This window comes from Lentibacillus sp. JNUCC-1 (assembly GCF_009741735.1).
In the GTDB taxonomy this organism is placed as follows: domain Bacteria; phylum Bacillota; class Bacilli; order Bacillales; family Amphibacillaceae; genus Lentibacillus_B.
This window is the reverse complement of sequence record NZ_WHOH01000003.1, coordinates 925,676-945,366: the sequence shown is the minus strand read 5'-3', so window position 1 is coordinate 945,366 and position 19,691 is coordinate 925,676. Positions and strand designations below refer to the sequence as shown.

Annotated in this window: 14 protein-coding genes, 2 tRNA genes and 5 pseudogenes; 2 read left to right on the top strand and 19 right to left on the bottom strand. The window is 41.4% G+C overall.

Translation table 11 applies throughout. The features are described from left to right. Positions 1–59: 59 nt before the first annotated feature. The 12 genes and pseudogenes from clpX to JNUCC1_RS15115 all read right to left on the bottom strand — a co-directional run bounded on the left by clpX (position 60) and on the right by JNUCC1_RS15115 (position 10,617). The gene (gene clpX / locus JNUCC1_RS15170; protein ID WP_156646218.1) at positions 60–1,340 is read right to left on the bottom strand and encodes an ATP-dependent protease ATP-binding subunit ClpX; all 1,281 of its coding nucleotides are present in this window, start codon (positions 1,338–1,340) and stop codon (positions 60–62) included. A gap of 359 nt (positions 1,341–1,699) precedes the next feature. Next, positions 1,700–2,986, bottom strand: a complete 1,287-nt coding sequence (gene tig, locus JNUCC1_RS15165) for a trigger factor (protein ID WP_156646217.1) — start codon at positions 2,984–2,986, stop codon at positions 1,700–1,702. A 131-nt stretch (positions 2,987–3,117) separates the two neighbouring features. Further along, positions 3,118–4,095 carry a tetratricopeptide repeat protein gene (locus JNUCC1_RS15160; RefSeq protein WP_156646216.1) on the bottom strand — a complete coding sequence of 326 codons (978 nt, stop codon included), beginning with the start codon at positions 4,093–4,095 and terminating at the stop codon, positions 3,118–3,120. A gap of 198 nt (positions 4,096–4,293) precedes the next feature. Beyond that, a tRNA-Arg gene (locus JNUCC1_RS15155) sits at positions 4,294–4,367 on the bottom strand. Positions 4,368–4,378: 11 nt separating this feature from the next. Then, a tRNA-Gly gene (locus tag JNUCC1_RS15150) sits at positions 4,379–4,452 on the bottom strand. Positions 4,453–4,541: 89 nt separating this feature from the next. Continuing rightward, positions 4,542–5,060, bottom strand: coding sequence for a YfcE family phosphodiesterase (locus tag JNUCC1_RS15145; RefSeq protein WP_156646215.1), 519 nt, complete (start codon positions 5,058–5,060; stop codon positions 4,542–4,544). A 14-nt stretch (positions 5,061–5,074) separates the two neighbouring features. Beyond that, positions 5,075–5,680, bottom strand: coding sequence for an XTP/dITP diphosphatase (locus JNUCC1_RS15140; RefSeq protein WP_156646214.1), 606 nt, complete (start codon positions 5,678–5,680; stop codon positions 5,075–5,077). After that, a complete protein-coding gene (gene rph, locus JNUCC1_RS15135) occupies positions 5,677–6,441 on the bottom strand; it encodes a ribonuclease PH (protein WP_156646213.1) in 765 nt (254 codons plus the stop codon). The genes JNUCC1_RS15140 and rph overlap by 4 nt, the downstream gene beginning before the upstream one ends. A 128-nt stretch (positions 6,442–6,569) precedes the next feature. Further along, the gene (locus JNUCC1_RS15130; RefSeq protein ID WP_156646212.1) at positions 6,570–7,646 is read right to left on the bottom strand and encodes a GerMN domain-containing protein; all 1,077 of its coding nucleotides are present in this window, start codon (positions 7,644–7,646) and stop codon (positions 6,570–6,572) included. A 129-nt stretch (positions 7,647–7,775) separates the two neighbouring features. Then, positions 7,776–8,593, bottom strand: a pseudogene (racE, locus tag JNUCC1_RS15125) (glutamate racemase). 15 nt (positions 8,594–8,608) lie between these two features. Further along, on the bottom strand, positions 8,609–9,070 hold the full coding sequence (locus JNUCC1_RS15120) for a MarR family winged helix-turn-helix transcriptional regulator (RefSeq protein WP_331713816.1): 462 nt from the start codon (positions 9,068–9,070) through the stop codon (positions 8,609–8,611). 39 nt (positions 9,071–9,109) lie between these two features. Further along, positions 9,110–10,617: pseudogene (locus tag JNUCC1_RS15115) on the bottom strand (potassium/proton antiporter). 823 nt (positions 10,618–11,440) lie between these two features. Between JNUCC1_RS15115 and JNUCC1_RS15110 the strand changes: the two are divergent. Further along, positions 11,441–11,665 (top strand): helix-turn-helix domain-containing protein, encoded by a 225-nt coding sequence (locus tag JNUCC1_RS15110; RefSeq protein WP_156646211.1) that lies wholly within the window; start codon positions 11,441–11,443, stop codon positions 11,663–11,665. 54 nt (positions 11,666–11,719) lie between these two features. Here the strand turns inward: JNUCC1_RS15110 and JNUCC1_RS15105 are convergent, their stop codons facing one another. The 4 genes and pseudogenes from JNUCC1_RS15105 to JNUCC1_RS15090 form a co-directional block, all read right to left on the bottom strand. After that, positions 11,720–12,163, bottom strand: a complete 444-nt coding sequence (locus JNUCC1_RS15105; RefSeq protein ID WP_331713815.1) for an acyl-CoA thioesterase — start codon at positions 12,161–12,163, stop codon at positions 11,720–11,722. 86 nt (positions 12,164–12,249) lie between these two features. Continuing rightward, positions 12,250–13,017, bottom strand: coding sequence for a succinate dehydrogenase iron-sulfur subunit (gene sdhB, locus JNUCC1_RS15100; RefSeq protein ID WP_156646209.1), 768 nt, complete (start codon positions 13,015–13,017; stop codon positions 12,250–12,252). A 2-nt stretch (positions 13,018–13,019) separates the two neighbouring features. Next, the gene (gene sdhA / locus JNUCC1_RS15095; protein ID WP_156646208.1) at positions 13,020–14,783 is read right to left on the bottom strand and encodes a succinate dehydrogenase flavoprotein subunit; all 1,764 of its coding nucleotides are present in this window, start codon (positions 14,781–14,783) and stop codon (positions 13,020–13,022) included. Between the two features lie 61 nt (positions 14,784–14,844). Further along, positions 14,845–15,464 (bottom strand): annotated as a pseudogene (locus JNUCC1_RS15090) (succinate dehydrogenase cytochrome b558 subunit). A gap of 264 nt (positions 15,465–15,728) precedes the next feature. Here JNUCC1_RS15090 and JNUCC1_RS15085 point away from each other — a divergent pair. After that, on the top strand, positions 15,729–16,169 hold the full coding sequence (locus tag JNUCC1_RS15085) for a DUF2507 domain-containing protein (RefSeq protein WP_231784245.1): 441 nt from the start codon (positions 15,729–15,731) through the stop codon (positions 16,167–16,169). Positions 16,170–16,225: 56 nt separating this feature from the next. On the opposite strand, the pseudogene uvrC reads toward JNUCC1_RS15085, so the two are convergent. The 3 genes and pseudogenes from uvrC to JNUCC1_RS15070 form a co-directional block, all read right to left on the bottom strand. Next, a pseudogene (uvrC, locus tag JNUCC1_RS15080) lies at positions 16,226–18,006 on the bottom strand (excinuclease ABC subunit UvrC). 88 nt (positions 18,007–18,094) lie between these two features. Next, positions 18,095–18,409 (bottom strand): thioredoxin, encoded by a 315-nt coding sequence (gene trxA, locus JNUCC1_RS15075; protein ID WP_156646207.1) that lies wholly within the window; start codon positions 18,407–18,409, stop codon positions 18,095–18,097. A gap of 282 nt (positions 18,410–18,691) precedes the next feature. Continuing rightward, positions 18,692–19,668 (bottom strand): annotated as a pseudogene (locus tag JNUCC1_RS15070) (electron transfer flavoprotein subunit alpha/FixB family protein). Positions 19,669–19,691: the final 23 nt, after the last annotated feature.

The window sequence follows — 19,691 nt, the reverse complement described above, 5'->3', positions numbered from 1 at the left end:
TATTTGAACATCAGGCAAGCCAGTAATATAGCATATTTCAGGTTAATGTTACAGGAAATTTAGGCGCTTTCCTTAGGTAATTTTTGATCGCCTTGTTTAACTGTGCCATCGTTGAAAACAAGCTTAGGGCTGCCGTTTTCGTCTGTAACAGTCTCTTTTGTAATAATACACCGTTCAATATCATCACGAGAAGGCAACTCAAACATAACATCAAGCATAATGTTCTCTATGATTGAACGCAGTCCACGGGCTCCTGTCTTACGCTCAATTGCCTTTTTGGCTATTTCGGTAAGAGCATCTTCTTCAAAAACCAATTCGACATCGTCCATTTCGAACAACTTTTCATATTGCTTAACAAGCGCATTTTTTGGTTTTGTCAAAATGGTGATCAATGCTTCTTCGTCAAGTGGCGCAAGGCTGCCGATAACCGGTACTCTGCCGATGAACTCCGGTATCAATCCATAACTCAACAAGTCTTCAGGCAAGACATTAGCCAGCAATTCACCTTTATCCATCTCAGCTTGCTTCTGATTTGAGCCAAATCCGATGACTTTCTTACCAAGACGACGTTTAATAATTTGGTCAATCCCATCAAATGCACCACCCACAATAAACAATATATTGGTGGTGTCAATCTGAATGAATTCCTGGTGCGGATGTTTGCGGCCGCCTTGTGGAGGCACACTTGCTACTGTTCCTTCAAGAATCTTAAGCAAGGCTTGTTGCACACCTTCCCCAGAAACATCACGGGTGATGGAGGTGTTCTCAGATTTACGTGCCACTTTGTCAATTTCATCGATATAAATAATGCCTTTTTCAGCTTTTTCAACATCATAATCTGCAGACTGGATCAGTTTTAGAAGAATATTTTCTACATCTTCACCAACATACCCGGCCTCTGTAAGGGATGTTGCATCAGCCATCGCAAATGGCACATTCAGTACTCGGGCCAAAGTCTGGGCGAGTAATGTTTTACCGCTTCCCGTCGGCCCCAGCATGGCAATGTTACTTTTAGCAAGTTCTACACCATCATTCGATTTAGCCGGGGTGTTTACACGTTTATAATGGTTGTATACAGCTACAGATAGATTCTTTTTGGCCAACTCTTGCCCAATAACATAATCATCCAGAGTCTCACAGATCTCTTTTGGCTTAGGAATTTCTGTAAACTCAACCTCTTCATCTGTACCCAATTCTTCTTCTACAATTTCTGTACATAACTCAATACATTCATCGCATATATAAACGCCAGGCCCGGCAACCAGTTTACGTACTTGCTCTTGACTTTTCCCACAAAATGAGCACTTCAACTGCCCTTTTTCTTCGTTAAATTTAAACAATTTATTCACCTCTAAACATTGATCTTTTATCATCTAAATCAAATATGTTTATTCATCTCTAATATGACACTTCACAGTTATCATATCAGAACAAGACCAGAAAACAAAACAATTCACTCGCATGGGGCATGTCATCATTATGAGGATTTTATTACAAATGTCAACTTATACGAATCCTTGCGACAAGGATGTTTTTAAAGTTTTCTGGAGCAAGCAACTTCATGTTATTCCCTAGTATATGTCTGATCCGTAAAAGTTAACCCCTGTTTATATTTTAAGCTATTAAGCTGAAAACAAGGTGCGAGACTATCCGCACCTTGTTAGAGTTGTAAATCGTGTTTTATTATACATTTGACACATTAAACAGTTTTGCTGTGTTCAATAAGAAAGTCTATAGCTTTCTTCATTTTCAAATCTTCTTTAACCATATCTGCATTGCCGCCAAGCATCTGCTTGATCTGATCAATCTCAATGTTGTACATAGAGGCCATCTTTTCAAGTTCCTCATTGACATCGTCATCGCTTGCTTCGACATTTTCTGTCACTGCGATTGCTTCAAGCGTCAAGTTGGTTTTAACGCGTTTCTCAGCGTCTTCTTTCATTTGTTCTTTTAAAGCAGCTTCATCCTGACCAGAGAATTGGAAATACATTTCCTTTGTCATGCCCTGCATTTGAAGCTGTTGTTCAAACTCTTGGATCATCCGGTCTGTTTCAGTGTCAATCATTGCCTCGGGAATATCCACTTCCGCGTGATCAGAAGCTTGTTCAACCACTGACTGACGTTTAGCATTTTCGGCATCCTGATCTTTTTGAGATTGAAGTTCATCTTTTTTCTTTTGCTTCAATTCGTCAAGAGTTTCGACATCATCGTCGACATCCTTTGCGAACTCATCGTCAATTTCCGGCAATTCCTTGGATTTGACTTCATGAACTTTCACTTTAAATGTCGCATTCTTACCAGCGAACTCTTCAGCGTGGTAGTCTTCAGGGAATGTAACTTCAATTTCTGTATCTGTATCGATATCTTTCCCAACCAACGCTTCCTCAAAGCCTGGAATGAATTGGCCTGAACCAATTTCAAGTGAGAAATCTTCTCCTTGGCCGCCTTCAAAAGCTTCTCCATCAATATAGCCTTCAAAATCAATAACAGCTGTATCACCGTTTTCGATTTGGCCCTCTTCTTTTACGACAAGTTCTGCATGCTGCTCTTGAAGTGCCTGAATGGCCTCTTCAACATCTTCATCAGTAACTGTCGTATCTTGTTCTTCCACTTCAAGGTCCTTGTACTGGCCAAGCTTAACTTCCGGCTTCACCGTAACTTTCGCTGTGAAAACTAAGTCTTTGCCTTTTTCAATTTGTTCAATATCAATTTCCGGCTGATCGACAGGATCAATGCCTGCTGTTTCTACAGCGTTACTGTAGGCTTCAGGAAGTAAAATATCAACTGCATCCTGATAAAGAGATTCAACACCGAAACGATTTTCAAAAATCATCCGTGGCACACGGCCTTTTCTAAAGCCTGGGATCTGTACATCCTTTACAACTTTCTTGAATGCCTGATCAAGTCCTTTGTCGAATTCGTCTGCCTCAACTGTAAAAGTGAGAACACCTTCATTGCCTTCTTGTTTTTCCCATTTTGCTGACATACGATTACCTCCAAAAATCTATTATTTCATGAACAATTCAATGTTTAACTTACTTCAGTTGTTTTCTGCTCATTTACAACCCTTACATTATAACATAATCGGTGTGCCTTTCAAGCATTAAACCTGACTCTTTATGCATCCATCATAGACAAATAAAGACCATCACATAAATTAATTTCTTCTGCATATGCAAGGATAGTGCTACTTGCCATCCCCTTATTATGTATAGACGCTATTCCATGTCCAATATGTTTAAGAGCTTCAGCTATGAGAGGTGCTTGATCTGGCTCTGGTATTAGAGGATACCTCACATATGTAAATCTTGTCAACAACTGATCCAACTGTTTATATAATGTTGGATTATGTTGTTCAATCTCATTTATAAGCAATTTCGTCTGCTTAATGGTCGCGCTGTTACTAAGATCATATGTATCAACAGGGTTTCTCCAGCCACTCACACCGAGTTTATGGATTTCTAAAGGTCGGTTTACAGATTGTTCCTGATACCATAAAAACAAACCGGTTTTAACCATAGGATGAACGTTATGGTCGGTCAGATAGCTTTCCATACTTTGTTTAGGTATTGCACCAAGTGAGCGTAATTTCTCCACTGTTATCCACTGCAGATGATGGTCTTGGTTTGCGTGAGCCTTAAATAGTATTCTCGTCAGTTTAGCAGATTCTTCTGCAATGACTTCTTCTCTCATATGTGTGCTTAAGTCTCTCAATTGGGAAAACTGTTCCCGAAAAGGATCCGGGATTGTTTCCTGATGATCCAACACGGCATTTGAAGTTTCTATAACCAGCTCATACTGCCCTGTCTGAAATAACATAGTGAGATAAATATGGACATACTCAAAATAATATGTATCGTGACGACTCATGAGTTTTTCAGAGAGTTCTTCCGCTTCCTCAAATTGATCAAGTTCCATTAAACAAATCAGTTTACCCATCATGATCTCATGGTGATCAACACCATGTTCCAGGAGTTGATCAAGTTTATCAAGCGCTTCACGGTAATTTTTGTTGGTCAAGGCAGATAAGCTCTCTTGTTCCAGAGTGGTTTGCAGTTTAGGGAACAATATAACATTATCATCTCTATCCGACATATATTCACCTCTTTTCATTAAGCATTCTCAAATCCATGCCAGTCCATTCCCATTCCTCACTAAGGTTAAACCCGTTTGTTTCCCACACTAAAATATCAAATACAATTGTATCATATTAAAACACCGGCATACTGACGTTAAAGCTTTACAGCCAACGCGTCAATATGCCGGTCAATGGTCGGAATGAAACCGCATAAACATCCCAGGCAGGATTCGAACCTGCGACCCACAGCTTAGAAGGCTGTTGCTCTATCCAGCTGAGCTACTGGGACATAAAAAGTTATGGAGCGGGTGAAGGGAATCGAACCCTCGTCATCAGCTTGGAAGGCTGAGGTTTTACCACTAAACTACACCCGCAAAGAACAATACCTGTTTAACAGACAAAAATTATTATACGTTTTATTACAGGTATTGTCAATAACTTTCTACTATTATTTGATCGTCATTCAATTGCCGGCGTGTAGTGTATATCTGTCAGACAGTGGATCAAGAAGCCTGCCATCGACTGAATAAAAATCAACATGAATTTCTGATTTGCTGTCCCAAGTTAAAATTGCGTACGATTCCTCGTATTTGCCTCTGGATTGTTTAATACTGCCAGGGTTGATCAGCAACTGCTCATCAACCAACTCAGCTCCGGCTTTATGTGTATGGCCGAAGCAAACCACATCAGCATTGTATTCCTTCGAGCGATATGACAAAGCTAATAAACCTGCATTCACGTCTGTCAAATGCCCGTGTGTCACGTAGAACACCAAATCTCCAATTTCAACTGCTTGTTCAGTGGGATAGCGGCTATCGAAGTCGCAGTTACCGGCTACTTTTATATAATGCTGCAATTCTTCAGCATCCATATCCAGCTCGGAATCCCCACAGTGTATCATTGCAGAGACTTCGTGGCGTTGTTTTATCTGAGAGAGTTCTTGTGTCAGCCCATGTGAGTCGCTCACAATTAACACCTTCATATTTTACACCTGCTTTAATCTGAATTCACTTGAGTCTTCAGCCAGTCTGTCAATTGTTCAAAAGCATGCTTTCGATGACTGATACGGTTTTTTTCCTGAGATGTCAATTCAGCCATCGTTTTTGTATAACCATCCGGAAGAAAAATCGGATCATAGCCAAAACCATGGTTTCCTCTTGGCGCAAAAACAATTTTACCTTCACAATAACCTGTACGGAAAACCGTCTCTTCACCAGGTAGCGCCAGTGCAAGCACACAGACAAAACGTGCAGTTCTCTCTTTTTCGGGTACATTTTGAAGTTCATTCAACACTTTTTCAACGTTTTTCTGATCATTCCCATGGCCCCCGGCATATCTTGCAGAAAAAATACCAGGTTTGCCATCCAAGGCATCAACAACCAGACCTGAATCGTCTGCGATTACCGTTTGATTCAAGACCTTCGCAATTTGTTCAGCTTTAATCGCAGCATTCGCCTTAAATGTGCTTCCGGTTTCTTCAATATCCGGCATGGGCGTTTCAAAATCCAGCAGAGAGGAGACATTTATACCAAATGCATGGAAAAAGTCTCTAAATTCAGCAGCTTTCCCTGGATTTTTTGTTGCAACAACTAAATGTTTCATGATACACCGTCCTGTTTTTTCGTTTCTCCGATTCGCCCTTCCCATGCTTCAATAACTTCAGATTGTGTTTGAAAAAGTTGTTTAATGCCTCCTTCAGCTAATTGAAGCATTGTCTGTAACTGTGTATGAGTAAATGTTGCCTCTTCGCCTGTACCCTGTATTTCAACGAATTCTCCTTTACCAGTCATAACGATATTCATGTCCACCGCTGCACGGGCATCTTCTTCATACTTCAGATCAAGAATTTCCGTTCCATCAGGCAAGACTCCAACCGATATAGCTGCAAGAAAATCTTTTACAGGCATCTTTTTAATTGTTTTTTTATCAAGCAATGTACCGAAAGCAAGAACAACCGCAACAAATGCGCCGGTAATCGAAGCAGTTCTTGTTCCGCCGTCTGCTTGAATCACATCGCAATCCACCCATAAAGTTCGCTCACCAAATGACTCTAAATCTACTACTGATCTGAGCGCCCGTCCAATCAGCCGTTGGATTTCCATCGTTCTTCCGCTTACTTTACCTTTTGATGATTCCCGTATATTACGCTGATCTGTTGCACGGGGAAGCATCGCATATTCAGCCGTAATCCATCCTTTACCAGTCCCCCTTAAGAATGGGGGGACCCGATCTTCAATACTGGCATTACAAATTACTTTCGTATCGCCTATTTCTATTAATACAGACCCCTCGGGATGTTTAACGAAATGTGGCGTAATTTTAATTGGTCTTAAACTGTTTTCTGCGCGTGAATCATTTCTCATGCAACATTTTCCTCCTCTAAAAATATAGCTTAACATATTTTAAACTAAAGTGTCAGGTTCATGCACGTCAATATGTATTACAAAAACCATTGTACACAAAAAAAAGAGGCTAAAGCTTAAGCCTCTTGTTATAACTTCTCTTTTGGAACAAACATATCCTTGGTTACGGGTTCTTTATATACCTCACCATTCTCGTTCGTTAACTGATCAATTTCTTCAACAGAAACTTGAACAGCTTCAACGCCTTGATGCTCAGTTAATGATCTTACAAGTGTTTCCATTACCTCATCTGAAATAACACCTGTGTTTTTATCTTTTAAGATATACTGATTGAATTTCAACTGTAGTATGCCGTCTTTCAACATAGGCTCACTCGAAAGGGCAGTTTCCATATTAAAAACATGTTGCAGATTCGATTCGTAGCTAGGACCCGATATTACAGTATCCACAACTGATTGAAGTACATCATCGCCGTCTGCATTCACACGCTGAGTGACAGGTACAAAATAAGTTTGCTCACTTGAAACAGCCGGATAATAAACAGTAATGGCATCCTGATTAATCAAGTCTCCTGAAGCTGAAGGCATGATGTTAATGCCGTTCGCTCTTGTATAACCGTCTTGAATAGGTGTACCGCTTACTGGCATTTCTTCCTGTGGTTCGCCATTGATCCATAACTGAACCCTTTGCACCTGATCAAACTGCGTGAGTGTATAGGTCATCGCTTGCAAGATTTGCAACTCTTCTTCTGATTGATATTCCTTAAATTCTTTCGAAACATCAACAATGACTGTGCCATCTTCTTGCAGATTTAGTCCTAATATGTCAGTGCCTGCAGGCAGAACCGCCTTAAATCCGTTTGGAAGCAGTTCATTGATCGGTCCATCTTTCACCAGATATTCAAGTGCTTGTGTTGCTACTTCTCTTGACTCAGGTAATGGTATCTCAATCGTTTGTGGTGCGACCATGCCATTCTTATCGATTAAATACAGTTCACGCTGAATGGTCTGAGCTTGCTCTTCAGTATCACCTGAATCCATTTTCTCATTTTCAGCAGAATCCGTCTCCCCCGCCTCGCCTTTAACCGCCTCTGATTCGGGTGGCGGATCAATTTCTTCAGAGGACTGCTCACCTTGAAAGCATCCAGTCAGTACGATGGATAACATCACAGTAAAAGCAAGCAGAAATATTCCACGCATCTTCATGTTATTAACCCCCTACGATGGTTTGTACTAATATATATACGAGCCATTAGGGGATTTTAGACCTAAATATTTTTTGAAAAACAAACAACCCGGAAATCGTGTGTGAACACACTTTCCAGGTTGTATTGATCAATCAATTGAAACTTGTTTAATGGTTGGAATAAGCGGCACTCTGTTCTCTGTGGATTCAAAGATTATACGAACCAACCCTGCAAAAATGCCGGTATCACCAGTTGTGTAAAATTCGTGTTTGACTGGGTTTTTGCTGTTGTTCAGCATTTGATTCAAGGAGAGAAGGACACTGGTCTCCCGGGCTGTTTCCTCACTGGAAGATATAATAGAGATATTTGGGCCCATAACCTTCCTTATAGTATGTTTCAACAGCGGGTAGTGGGTACACCCCAGTATTAAGGTGTCGATTGGTCCGTTTAACTTAAGAGGCTGAAGAGAGGTACGAACAACGTCTTCAGTATATTCCCCTGTCATCATGCCAGTTTCGACCAATGGTACAAACTGAGGGCAAGCTAGCTGATAGACATCGATAAGCGGTTTAATCGTTCTAAGAGCCTCCGCATAAGCCCCACTCATAATGGTGCCCTGGGTGCCAATAACAGCGACATGGTTTGTCTTAGCTGCTTTTATAGCTGCTCTCGCGCCTGGCTGGATTACGCCGAGTACTGGGATAGAGAGTTCATTCTGCAAAACTTCCAGCGTAAAAGCAGTTGCGGTATTACAGGCAATAACCAGCATTTTAATGTCTTGTTTGATCAGAAAATCTGTCATCTGTCTTGTATAAACTTGTACTTCTTCTGGGGCCTGGGACCATATGGACAGCGTGCTGTATCTCCTAAATAGATTATGCGCTCGTTTGGCAGCTGTCGCATTAATTCCTGAACGACCGTGAGACCCCCAATACCTGAATCTATAACACCGATTGCGCGTTGCATTGTAATCGCCTCGTCTTAGTTGTTTTCTTGATGTTGTTTAATCTTCATCTGTTCATACAGGTCACTCAGCATTGTGTTTAAAGTTAAAGAATCCTCCATGGAGAAAGAAGCCAAAACCTCTCCTAAGTACGCCTGTCTTTTTTTGATAACTTCTTTTATAATAACTTTGCCCTTGTCTTCAACTTGAATTCTTACCACTCGCCGATCTTTTTCATCTCTAACTCGTTTTACAAGAGCGTTGTTCTCCATGCGGTCCACAAGATCCGTCGTTGTGCTGAATGCGAGTCCGATCTTTTTGGACAGTTCACCAATGGTTAGATTTTCATCGTCAATTAACCATTGCAATGCGGCAAATTGCGGGGATGTGATTGGGTAATTATTCAAGATTTTACGGCCATTCAATTTGATTGCACCGGCAATATAGCGAAGTTTTTTTTCAATGTTTTCAATAGGTACTTGGTCGTCTGGTTTAGTCACATTGCCGCCTCCTTGAAATTGAGATTGAAATGGGGGATATCAGCTACGATTAAACTGCTCAGCTGTAGCCGCCATGTCGTTGTTTTCTTCAAGTATTCTTTTTAACTTATTTTTACTTTTGCGGGAAACGAGAATATAAAGTATATCCTCACTTTCAATAACTGTTTGTCCTTTAGGGTAATAACGTTTCCTTCTCTGATAATCGCATTGATCAGCGCGCTATCCGGAAGCACCAGATCTTCAAGTGATTGGCCAATAATGGTATTGTGCTGTGATACATGATATTCTACCATTTCAACATTCGCTTTACCAATAGAGATAAGTTCAAGAGAATGCATCGGCCGGGTTTTCTGTTGATCTTCCAGTCCCAGCTTTTCAGCTGCATAGGTGATCGTTGACCCTTGTACCAGTGTTGAGGTTAAAACAACGAAAAAGACAATATTAAAGATGATTTGACTGTTTTCCAGATCTGCTAGCATGGGGAAGATTGCGAGCACAATGGGCACGGCTCCCCGAAGACCTGCCCAGGAGAGGAATATTTTTTCTTTAATGTTGTACCGTGAGTATATCAGATTGGTAAAGACAGCTATCGGTCTTGCAACAAACATCAAAATAAGTGAGATAAACAGACCATTCAATATGTTGCTGACAGTGAATAAATTATGTGGAAACACAAACAGACCCAGGATCACAAACATAATAATCTGTGCCATCCAGGCAAACCCTTCTGAAAAACTAACAACGGAATACCGGTATGTTAAGTCTTCAGAATTGCCCATCATAATGCCAGCTGCATACACGGCCAGTAATCCACTTGCATCAAATAAAGATGTTATGCCATACGTTAAAAAAGAAAATGCAATTGCAAATAATGGATACAATCCACTTGAATCCAGATTAATGTAATTCATAGCAAGCCGGCCGACGCCACCGATTAATAAACCAAAAAGCAAGCCAATGCCCATTTGCCAAAAGAAAGAACCAATTAAATTAATGATTCCAGTCTGATCAGTTGTCAGAAGTTGGATAACCGAGATGGTTAAAAACATCGCCATCGGGTCATTTGAACCCGACTCTGCCTCAAGTGTTGATTTCATTTTAATTTTAATGTTTTTATCCTTTAGAACTGAAAAAACAGCAGCAGCATCAGTAGAGCCAATAATCGATCCGACCAAAAACCCTTCAAGCCATGTGAAATCCAATATGTATTTCGCTGCCACAGCTACTACCGCACTTGTTGTCAAAACGCCAACTGTAGCCAATATACCCGCTGCAGGTGCTACTGGTTTCACGTCTCGCCATTTTGTCTGCAGACCGCCCTCAAAAAGGATGATTACGAGTGCAAACACCCCAATAAGCTGAGCCACTCCAGCATTGTCAAAATAAATAATATCTAAGCCATCACTCCCTGTGATCATGCCAACTAGAATAAATAATACGAGCGTAGGCACACCCAGGCGCGAAGAAAACTTTGTAATAACGACACTAATGATCAGTAATAGAGCAAACAAAAGAATAATTTGATTTGATTGTACAAGCTCTTGAATGACGCCGCCCTCCCATCTCCCAAACTCACATCAAGATCCATTACTCTCCATTATAGCAAATATCTCAAAACCAAACACCTTTTTTACAACACCAAAACAACAGTAGAAACAAACTTCGAACCAGTGAAAACTCAAAAAACAAGGCCCCCCTGGCTTGCGAAGTTTTAAGTTACTACTCGTATGGTGATTTCACGTGGTTTTCCGATATATGTGAGTTGAAAACGCCGATATAACTAAGTCAAACACCATATATGTTTGTATGAGAATCGTGATTTGCGCTGCGGGAAGTCGCTTTAACTTTATCACAGCTCAAGTGCGACATCTGTTCAAGAAACCCACTTTCACAATGTCTTCTCTGCCAAGGGGCCTGCAGGACGTATGTCGTTCGATGTTGGCGCGGGACGCGCCGGTTTTAATCGAACATCCCCTGACGCCTCCTTGCCCCGGCAAGGGGTATTCCTATCACCCAGCTCGGGGAAAACACGGAGACTCCTGTGAGATGAAAAGCCTCGGTGAGACCCCGGAGCGCAATAGGGGAAGGAAGGCTAAAACCGCGACGTCCTGTCGCAATACCTTCATGACCCACATCCTGTGGGCCCGAAGCTCAGCAGCGCCCGCGGAAAGCGCAGTGTTTTCTGAGCGATTGCCGGTGGCAGTCATTAGATCTGCTCTGCTTGGTTAGTTCGTAGTTTACGGATTTGGGGAAGCTTTGCCCAGTTTGGTGGTTTTGTGCGCACCTCTTTTGGTTGTTGACATACGCTATTAATGACTAAATAATGTCCCTCAAACATGCAGTTCTATGTCAGCAAGGAGGGGTTACCATTTGGAGGACAACACGTATAAACCAAAGCAGCTATTGACCAAGCGAGAAAAAGAGGTATTCGAGCTACTGGTACAGGATAAAACAACAAAAGACATTGCCCAGGATTTATTTATATCTGAGAAAACAGTCCGCAACCATATTTCAAACACGATTCAAAAGCTGGGTGTCAAAGGGCGATCACAAGCTGTAATTGAGCTACTCCGCATGGGGGAGCTTAAGCTGTAATACAAAACCGACTTTCTGGTGTCAGAAAGTCGGTTTTGTTGTGTATATTTACATCTAACGAACTAAAAGTTTTTCTTTTAGATTTTCATCAATGGCAACTGGTTTTCCACTGTGTTTGTTAATATAAACCAGTCTTCCTCTGCCTGTAAGACAAAGATCTTCTTTTTCATTAACAACCATATAATGGATATCCACAGATGTTGTTCCGATATAATGGGCCTTTACATAAACATTTAATCTGTCATCAAAATACATTTGCTGATGATAATCACACTGAAGGTCCGCAACTACAGGTACGTTTTGCTCATCGGAAGAATCACTGAAAAAGCCGAGTGATTTCAAATATTCAATTCGTGCTTCTTCAAAGTAAGTGAAGGCGGATACATTATTCACATGACCAAACATATCCGTTTCAGAAAAACGGACTTTAATCTGAATTGAAAATAAAAATGAACGCTTCCATTGATCAAAATCTTCAATATAAGAGATTGACTTCACATTCATGTCCCCTTCTCACAACATTCTTAACTTATTCTTACTAAATAATCCTGACCACAAAAGGCCAGGACCATTTAGATTCTGCATTAATTTGCTTTATCGCTGCCAAAAAAATTCTTAAATGACTGAATAGTGGTTGCCCGATTCATAGCCGCGATCGAGGTGGTCAATGGAATGCCTTTTGGACAAACCTGCACACAGTTCTGCGAGTTTCCGCAGCCCTGGATTCCGCCTTCTTCCATCAGTCCATCAAGTCTTTCGCTTGCGTTCATGGCACCTGTTGGGTGTGCATTATACAAACGTGGAAGTGACAACGCAAACGGGCCAATGAAGTCAGATTTATCATTAACATTCGGACATGCTTCGAGACAAACCCCGCAAGTCATACATTTTGACAGTTCATAAGCCCACTGCCGGTTCTTCTCAGCCATTCGCGGCCCTGGTCCAAGGTCATGTGTGCCATCAATTGGGATCCAGGCCTTGACCTGTTTCATTGCGTCAAACATGCGCTCACGATCAACAACAAGATCGCGGACGACAGGGAACGTGGCCATTGGTGCCAGTCTGATCGGTTGTTCTAATTGGTCGACCAATGCGGCACAGGATTGGCGGGCTGTTCCATTAATCACCATGGAACAGGCGCCACACACTTCCTCAAGACAGTTCATGTCCCATTGAACAGGGCTGGTTTTATCTCCATTTGCGTTGACAGGATTTTTACGGATCTCCATCAAACCGGATATGACGTTCATATTCGGACGATATGGAACATTAAATGTTTCTTCATAAGGAGCTGAGTCTGGGCCGTCTTGTCGTGTAATAATAAACGTTATGGTTTTAGACTCTTCTGCCATGACTATTTACTCCCTTCACTTTTTTTTGAGTAATCACGTTTACGAGGCGGGATTAATGATATATCTACCTCTTCATATGTTATTTCCGGAGCCTGTTTTTCTTTATTAAACGTAGCAATCGTTGTTTTCAACCATTCATTGTCATTACGATCAGGGAATTCCGGCTTATAATGAGCTCCGCGACTCTCATTTCGATTATAGGCACCTTGAGTAATAACACGCGCCAAATGGATCATGCTATGCAGCTGTCGAGTAAACATTACCCCATGGTTGCTCCAGCGGGAAGTATCATTCATGCCGATATTTTCCCAGCGTTCAAGCAATTCTTGAAGTTTCTCATCGGTTTTCAAAAGCTTATCATTGTGACGCACTACAGTGACGTTCTCCGTCATCCAATCTCCAAGTTCTTTATGAAGGGCATAGGCATTTTCTTCCCCATCCATCTTCATCAGTGCTTCAAACTTTTCTTTCTCTTCTTCCACATGCTTGTCAAATAAATCTGAGGACATATCTTCCACATGTGTGTCCAAGCCTTCGATGTATTCAATGGCTTTTGGTCCGGCAACAGACCCACCAAAGATAGAAGAAAGAAGCGAATTGGCACCCAATCGGTTGCCGCCGTGCTGTGAATATTCACATTCACCGGCCGCAAAAATGCCTGGTATACTTGTCATTTGATCGTAGTCAACCCATAAGCCACCCATAGAATAATGGACAGCAGGGAAAATTTTCATTGGAACTTTGCGTGGGTCTTCACCAACAAACTTTTCATAGATCTCGATAATTCCGCCGAGTTTCACATCAAGCTCTTTCGGATCTTTATGAGACAAGTCAAGATAAACCATATTTTCGCCGTTAATGCCAAGTTTTTGATTAACGCACACATCAAAAATTTCACGTGTTGCAATATCACGCGGCACTAAGTTCCCGTATGCAGGATATTTCTCTTCAAGGAAATACCATGGTTCGCCATCTTTATATGTCCAGATACGTCCACCCTCACCTCGGGCAGATTCACTCATCAACCGCAGCTTATCATCCCCCGGAATGGCTGTCGGGTGAATTTGAATAAACTCGCCATTTGCATATTTTGCACCCTGCTGATACAGGATGCTAGCGGCTGAGCCGGTATTAATCATGGAGTTTGTTGACTTTCCGAAGATGATGCCTGGGCCGCCGGTAGCCAGAATTGTAGCATCTGAAGGGAAAGCTTTAATTTCATGAGTGACAATGTCCTGAGCCATGATCCCTTTGCCGACACCGTCATCATCAATAATCGCACCAATAAACTCCCAGCTTTCAAATTTATTGACCATGCCTTCTACTTCATATCGGCGAACTTGTTCATCAAGTGCATATAAAAGCTGTTGTCCTGTAGTAGCACCAGCATAAGCTGTTCTGTGTACCTGCGTGCCTCCGAATCGGCGGAAATCAAGCAGGCCTTCAGGTGTTCTGTTAAACATAACACCCATGCGTTCCATCAAATGGATAATACCAGGTGCTGCATCACACATTGCTTTAACAGGTGGCTGATTCGCCAAAAAGTCACCACCGTAAACTGTGTCATCAAAGTGCAGCCAAGGTGAATCCCCTTCCCCTTTTGTATCAACCGCGCCATTGATGCCCCCTTGGGCACAAACAGAGTGGGAGCGTTTAACAGGGACAATTGAAAACAGGTCAACCTTCACGCCTGCTTCTGCTGCTTTAATTGTTGCCATAAGTCCTGCAAGACCGCCGCCAACAACCGCAATTTTACGATTACTCATTAGAATGACTCACTCCCTATTTACAAACTAATACTATTTTGCTGCCATATATTTTCGCACTTTAAACGCCGTATGCAAAACTGATAATGGCTCTTACGCCGACATAACTTAAAGCCAAGAAAACAACCACTGTTGCATATGTAGTGATTTGCTGTGAACGTGGCGACTGGGTTATGCCCCATGTTACGAAAAAACTCCACAAGCCATTGGCAAAGTGAAATACAGTAGAAATGACCCCAACAATATAGAACCAAAACATAAATGGGCTAGATAAAATGCTCTCCATCAGTCCATAATCCAAGTCTACATTGCCAAGTCCGATTTGAACGCGTGTTTCCCATACGTGCCAGACGATAAAAATAAATGTAATAATCCCTGTAATACGCTGCAGCAAGAACATCCAGTTACGGAAAAATGAATATTTTCCTGGATTGTTTTTACCTGTAAAAGCGATATAAACCCTAAGATCGCATGGAACAGAATGGGCAGAAAAATAATAAATGTTTCCAGGACAAGCCGGAATGGCAAGCTCTCCATAAATCCTGCCGCTTTATTAAAACTGTCTTCACCATACACGGCAAAATGATTCACAATCAGGTGTTGTGTCAGAAATACCCCTATTGGGATCACACCCAGAAGTGAATGGAGCCTTCTGTAAAAGAAATCGCGATGCTCTGCCATGTTTACCCCCCTCGGTCAAAAAGTTGTTTGTGATCGTACAGATATGCCACCATGACATGTTAGGTATTTTCCCGGCAACATTTGTACAATTTATGACATATATATTGTACTTCTAACCTTGCAGACCGTCAAGAAAAGGTGTTCAGTTTTACTAGAATGATATGGAAAAAGTATTTATATTCTCTTGCATATATGCCCCTTTCATTGGATAATGTATATTGCAGGTTAAAAATTGTTGGTTCGACATAAAAGGAGAGGGCACCATTGAAACAAAAACAAAACACTTTTAAACTATCCATGCTGGATGAACTGAATACAACCGGTGCCGGATATGATGTCCTCCGCTATATTAGTCTGCCAGAGGTCCTAGGCACAGAAGCTGACACTTTACTTTACTTTATGGGGAAAAATCTCGCACGACGTCTTAATCCGGAGACCATGCACGATCTATTTTATCTTTTCGAAAAATTAGGCTGGGGCAGACTGGAATTTGTTAAAGAAAAACGGAAATCACTTACATTCACCTTAATGTCGGATGCGGTCGTCTACCGTCTAAAAGCTCCATTTGAAATTGATTTTCGTCTGGAAGCAGGATTCCTGTCGGAGGCTATAGGGCTTATTAAAAACAGAACTTGTGAATGCAATGAAATGATTAACACCAACATACATCAAATCGTATTTACCGTTTATTTCACAGATATCTAATATCAATAAAATGAGAGACCATTCACCTCAAGTGTGGTGAATGGTCTCTTGTGTGTTTATTCCTCTGGCTGATTTAAATATACTTGAATATCTTCTGCTACATGGTTCGGGATTCCGAGCCGTGTTAAGTCTTCAGGCTTTGCGTTCTTAATCCCGCCAATCGTCTTATAATGTTCAAGTAGCAGTCGACGTCTTTTGGGTCCAACCCCCGGTATACCGTCTAGTTCAGATTGAATCAGATTTTTCCCTCTCAGCTGCCTATGAAAGGTGATGGCAAACCGGTGCACCTCATCCTGTATTCGCTGGACAAGATAGAATGCAGGTGATTGACGGCCGAGTTCAATGGGGCGGGGCGGGATATCATATAATAATTCACTCGTTTTGTGCTTATCGTCCTTCACAAGGCCACAAAGGGGAATATCAAGACTCAATTCGTTTTCAAGCACATCCATAGCAGCACTCATCTGCCCTTTTCCGCCATCGACCACAATTAGATCTGGGAGCGGGCGCTGCTCTTTTAACACTCTTGTATACCTTCTTCTGATAACTTCACGCATTGTCTCATAATCATCCGGACCTTCAACATCACGAATCTTAAACTTCCTGTATTCTTTTTTATCAGGACGGCCGTTGATAAAGACCACCATGGCGGAAACCGGGTCTGTCCCTTGTATATTGGAATTATCAAATGCTTCAATCCGTAAAGGCGTCTCGATATGCAATTGCTCACCCAGTTCTTCTACTGCCACAATTGTTCGTTCTTCATCCCGTTCAATCATAGAAAACTTTTCGTCCAATGCAATTTTAGCGTTTTTCATCGCCAATTCAACCAGCTCTTTCTTCCGTCCGCGAAAAGGCGTGTGCACATGCACATCAAGTAATTCTTTCAATATATCGATATCCGTGCCAATCGGCACCAGGATTTCTTTTGGTTTGAGATGGTGCTGATGCAAATAAAATCGCCCAATATAGCTTAGAAAAACCTCTTCTGCTTCATCGAAGAAAGGAAATACAGCGACGTCTCTTTCAATCAATTTGCCCTGTCTGACGAAGAACACTTGAATACACATCCAGCCTTTATTATAACTATAGCCGAAGATATCACGGTCCACTCGATCATTTAACGTCATTTTTTGCTGCTCCATGACAACTTCAATATGCTGTATTTGATCACGCAATTCCTTAGCGCGTTCAAAATTCAAGTCCTCACTCGCCGCAGCCATTTTAGATTTCAAATCATCTTTGATACCTTTATAACCGCCATGGAGAAAAGAAGATATGTTTTTAATAATCGTATGATATTCCTCTTTTTGCGGTGGAGTTTCACGACACGCCAGACATTGTCCCATATGATAATATAAACAAGGTCTACCCGGGGGATTGTTGCATTTTCTCAAGGGGTACAATCTATCTAGTAGTTTTTTCGTTTCACGGGCTGCTAGTACGTTTGGATATGGTCCAAAGTATTTTCCTTTATCATTTTTTACTTTTCTTGTAATCAAAAGACGCGGATGGCGTTCACTTGTGATTTTTAAATATGGATAACTTTTATCATCTTTCAAGAGAACGTTATACTTTGGATCATACTTTTTAATCAAATTCATTTCTAAAATAAGGGCTTCTATCTCCGTAGATGTAACAATATATTCAAAATCGGCAATTTCCTGGACAAGACGCTGCGTTTTTTGATCGTTGGCCCTGTGAAATACGAACGGACACGGTTGCGTAATGCCTTTGACTTACCGACATAAATGACAGTCTGATGTTTATCTTTCATTAAATAGCAGCCTGGCTGGACTGGAAGCACCGCTAGCTTATCCTTAATATTCTGGTTCATGAGTCAATCATTCCTTATTATGTTTAAAACAAAAGTTACCCCTTGTTACAAGAATAACAAGGGATAACTGTGTAGATCAATCAAGGTATTAAGCATGCTTATTGATGACGTCTACCAAAGCCTCTTTCGGCTGGAAGCCAACAACTTGATCAACGACCTCGCCATCTTTGAACAACAACAATGTCGGAATGCTCATAACGCCATACTTTCCGGCAGTTTCCTGGTTTTCATCTACATCTAATTTAACAATTTTAACTTTATCGTTAAGTTCTGTATCAATTTCTTCCAATACAGGAGCAATCATTTTACAAGGGCCGCACCAAGGAGCCCAAAAGTCAGCCAATACAAGACCGCCTGAAGTTTCATCCGCAAAATTTTGATCTGTTACATTTACAATTGCCATTTTATTTCCTCCTTGTTCATAAACTCTAGACCGAGTATATCACCGTTATCATAACCACGCTAATAGTTTGCTTAGAACAAAAGTTGAAACGCCTTGGTCACCCCCGAAAATCATAAGCAAGAACGTGTAGTGGCGGTCTTGGCCACGAAACGTTATTGCTCATGACTCGAGGGGGTAGGCGTTGGGGCTGGACGTCGCCCTTGGCAATGGATATTAGCAGCTTGGATATTTTATAATTACCTAAGCAATGAAAAAAGCCGGCATCTCTCAGCCGGCTTTATCTTATGCTTGTTTGACTTTTTTAATCTCTTCAATTAAAGCTGGGACGATTTCGAACAAATCTCCCACGATCCCATAGTCTGCCACATTAAATATATTGGCTTCAGCATCTTTGTTGATTGCGACAATAACTTTGGAGTTTGACATACCCGCCAAATGCTGTATGGCACCTGATACACCTACTGCAATATACAAGTCAGGTGTGACGACCTTTCCTGTCTGGCCGATCTGCAATGAGTAATCACAATAATCGGCATCACATGCCCCGCGGGAAGCTCCTACTGCACCGCCAAGAACTTCAGCTAGTTCATAAAGGGGTTTAAAGCCATCTGCACTTTTGACACCACGCCCGCCTGAAACAATAACATTCGCTTCAGACAAGTCAACACCTTCAGATGATTTGCGGATAACGTCTTTAATCACTGTTCTCAAATCTTTTATATCCACATCTTTCGGATTAACGTCCCTGTTCTTGATTCGTCACGGGCAAGAGCAGCGATGTTGTTTGGTCGAATTGTCGCGAATGTTAAACCATCCGTAATCACTTTCTTTTCAAATGCTTTTCCTGAATATATAGGACGTGTGAAGACTGGTTTATCTCCATCATGATCGATAGAAGTGGCATCAGAAATTAACCCAGTTTCCATCTTGCTTGCTAACTTAGGTGATAAATCCTTGCCAATTGAAGTATGCCCCATAACAATAACCTCTGGTGAAAGGTCTTCTATTACAGACATAACTGCTTGACTATAACCTTCTGAAGTATATTCAGCAAGCTTTTCGTGGTCTACTGTAACGACATGATCGGCTCCATAATAAATCATTTCATTTGCTTGATATTCAAGATTGCCATGACCGCAGATCAAACCAGTTATATCACCTTCCGGGTCAATTTTCTTAGCTGCTGCAATGGCTTCAAATGTTACATTACGCAGTTCACCATCATTTGATTCACCTATTACCAACATTTTTTCGCTCATATCACGCTTCTCCTTTCCGTCTC

Coding starts and splice junctions, on each gene's coding strand:
- tig (WP_156646217.1), bottom strand. CDS start 2,986: ATGTCAGCAAAATGGGAAAAACAAGAAGGCAATGAAGGTGTTCTCACT.
- JNUCC1_RS15160 (WP_156646216.1), bottom strand. CDS start 4,095: ATGTCGGATAGAGATGATAATGTTATATTGTTCCCTAAACTGCAAACC.
- JNUCC1_RS15145 (WP_156646215.1), bottom strand. CDS start 5,060: ATGAAGGTGTTAATTGTGAGCGACTCACATGGGCTGACACAAGAACTC.
- JNUCC1_RS15140 (WP_156646214.1), bottom strand. CDS start 5,680: ATGAAACATTTAGTTGTTGCAACAAAAAATCCAGGGAAAGCTGCTGAA.
- rph (WP_156646213.1), bottom strand. CDS start 6,441: ATGAGAAATGATTCACGCGCAGAAAACAGTTTAAGACCAATTAAAATT.
- JNUCC1_RS15130 (WP_156646212.1), bottom strand. CDS start 7,646: ATGAAGATGCGTGGAATATTTCTGCTTGCTTTTACTGTGATGTTATCC.
- sdhB (WP_156646209.1), bottom strand. CDS start 13,017: ATGGCAGAAGAGTCTAAAACCATAACGTTTATTATTACACGACAAGAC.
- sdhA (WP_156646208.1), bottom strand. CDS start 14,783: ATGAGTAATCGTAAAATTGCGGTTGTTGGCGGCGGTCTTGCAGGACTT.
- trxA (WP_156646207.1), bottom strand. CDS start 18,409: ATGGCAATTGTAAATGTAACAGATCAAAATTTTGCGGATGAAACTTCA.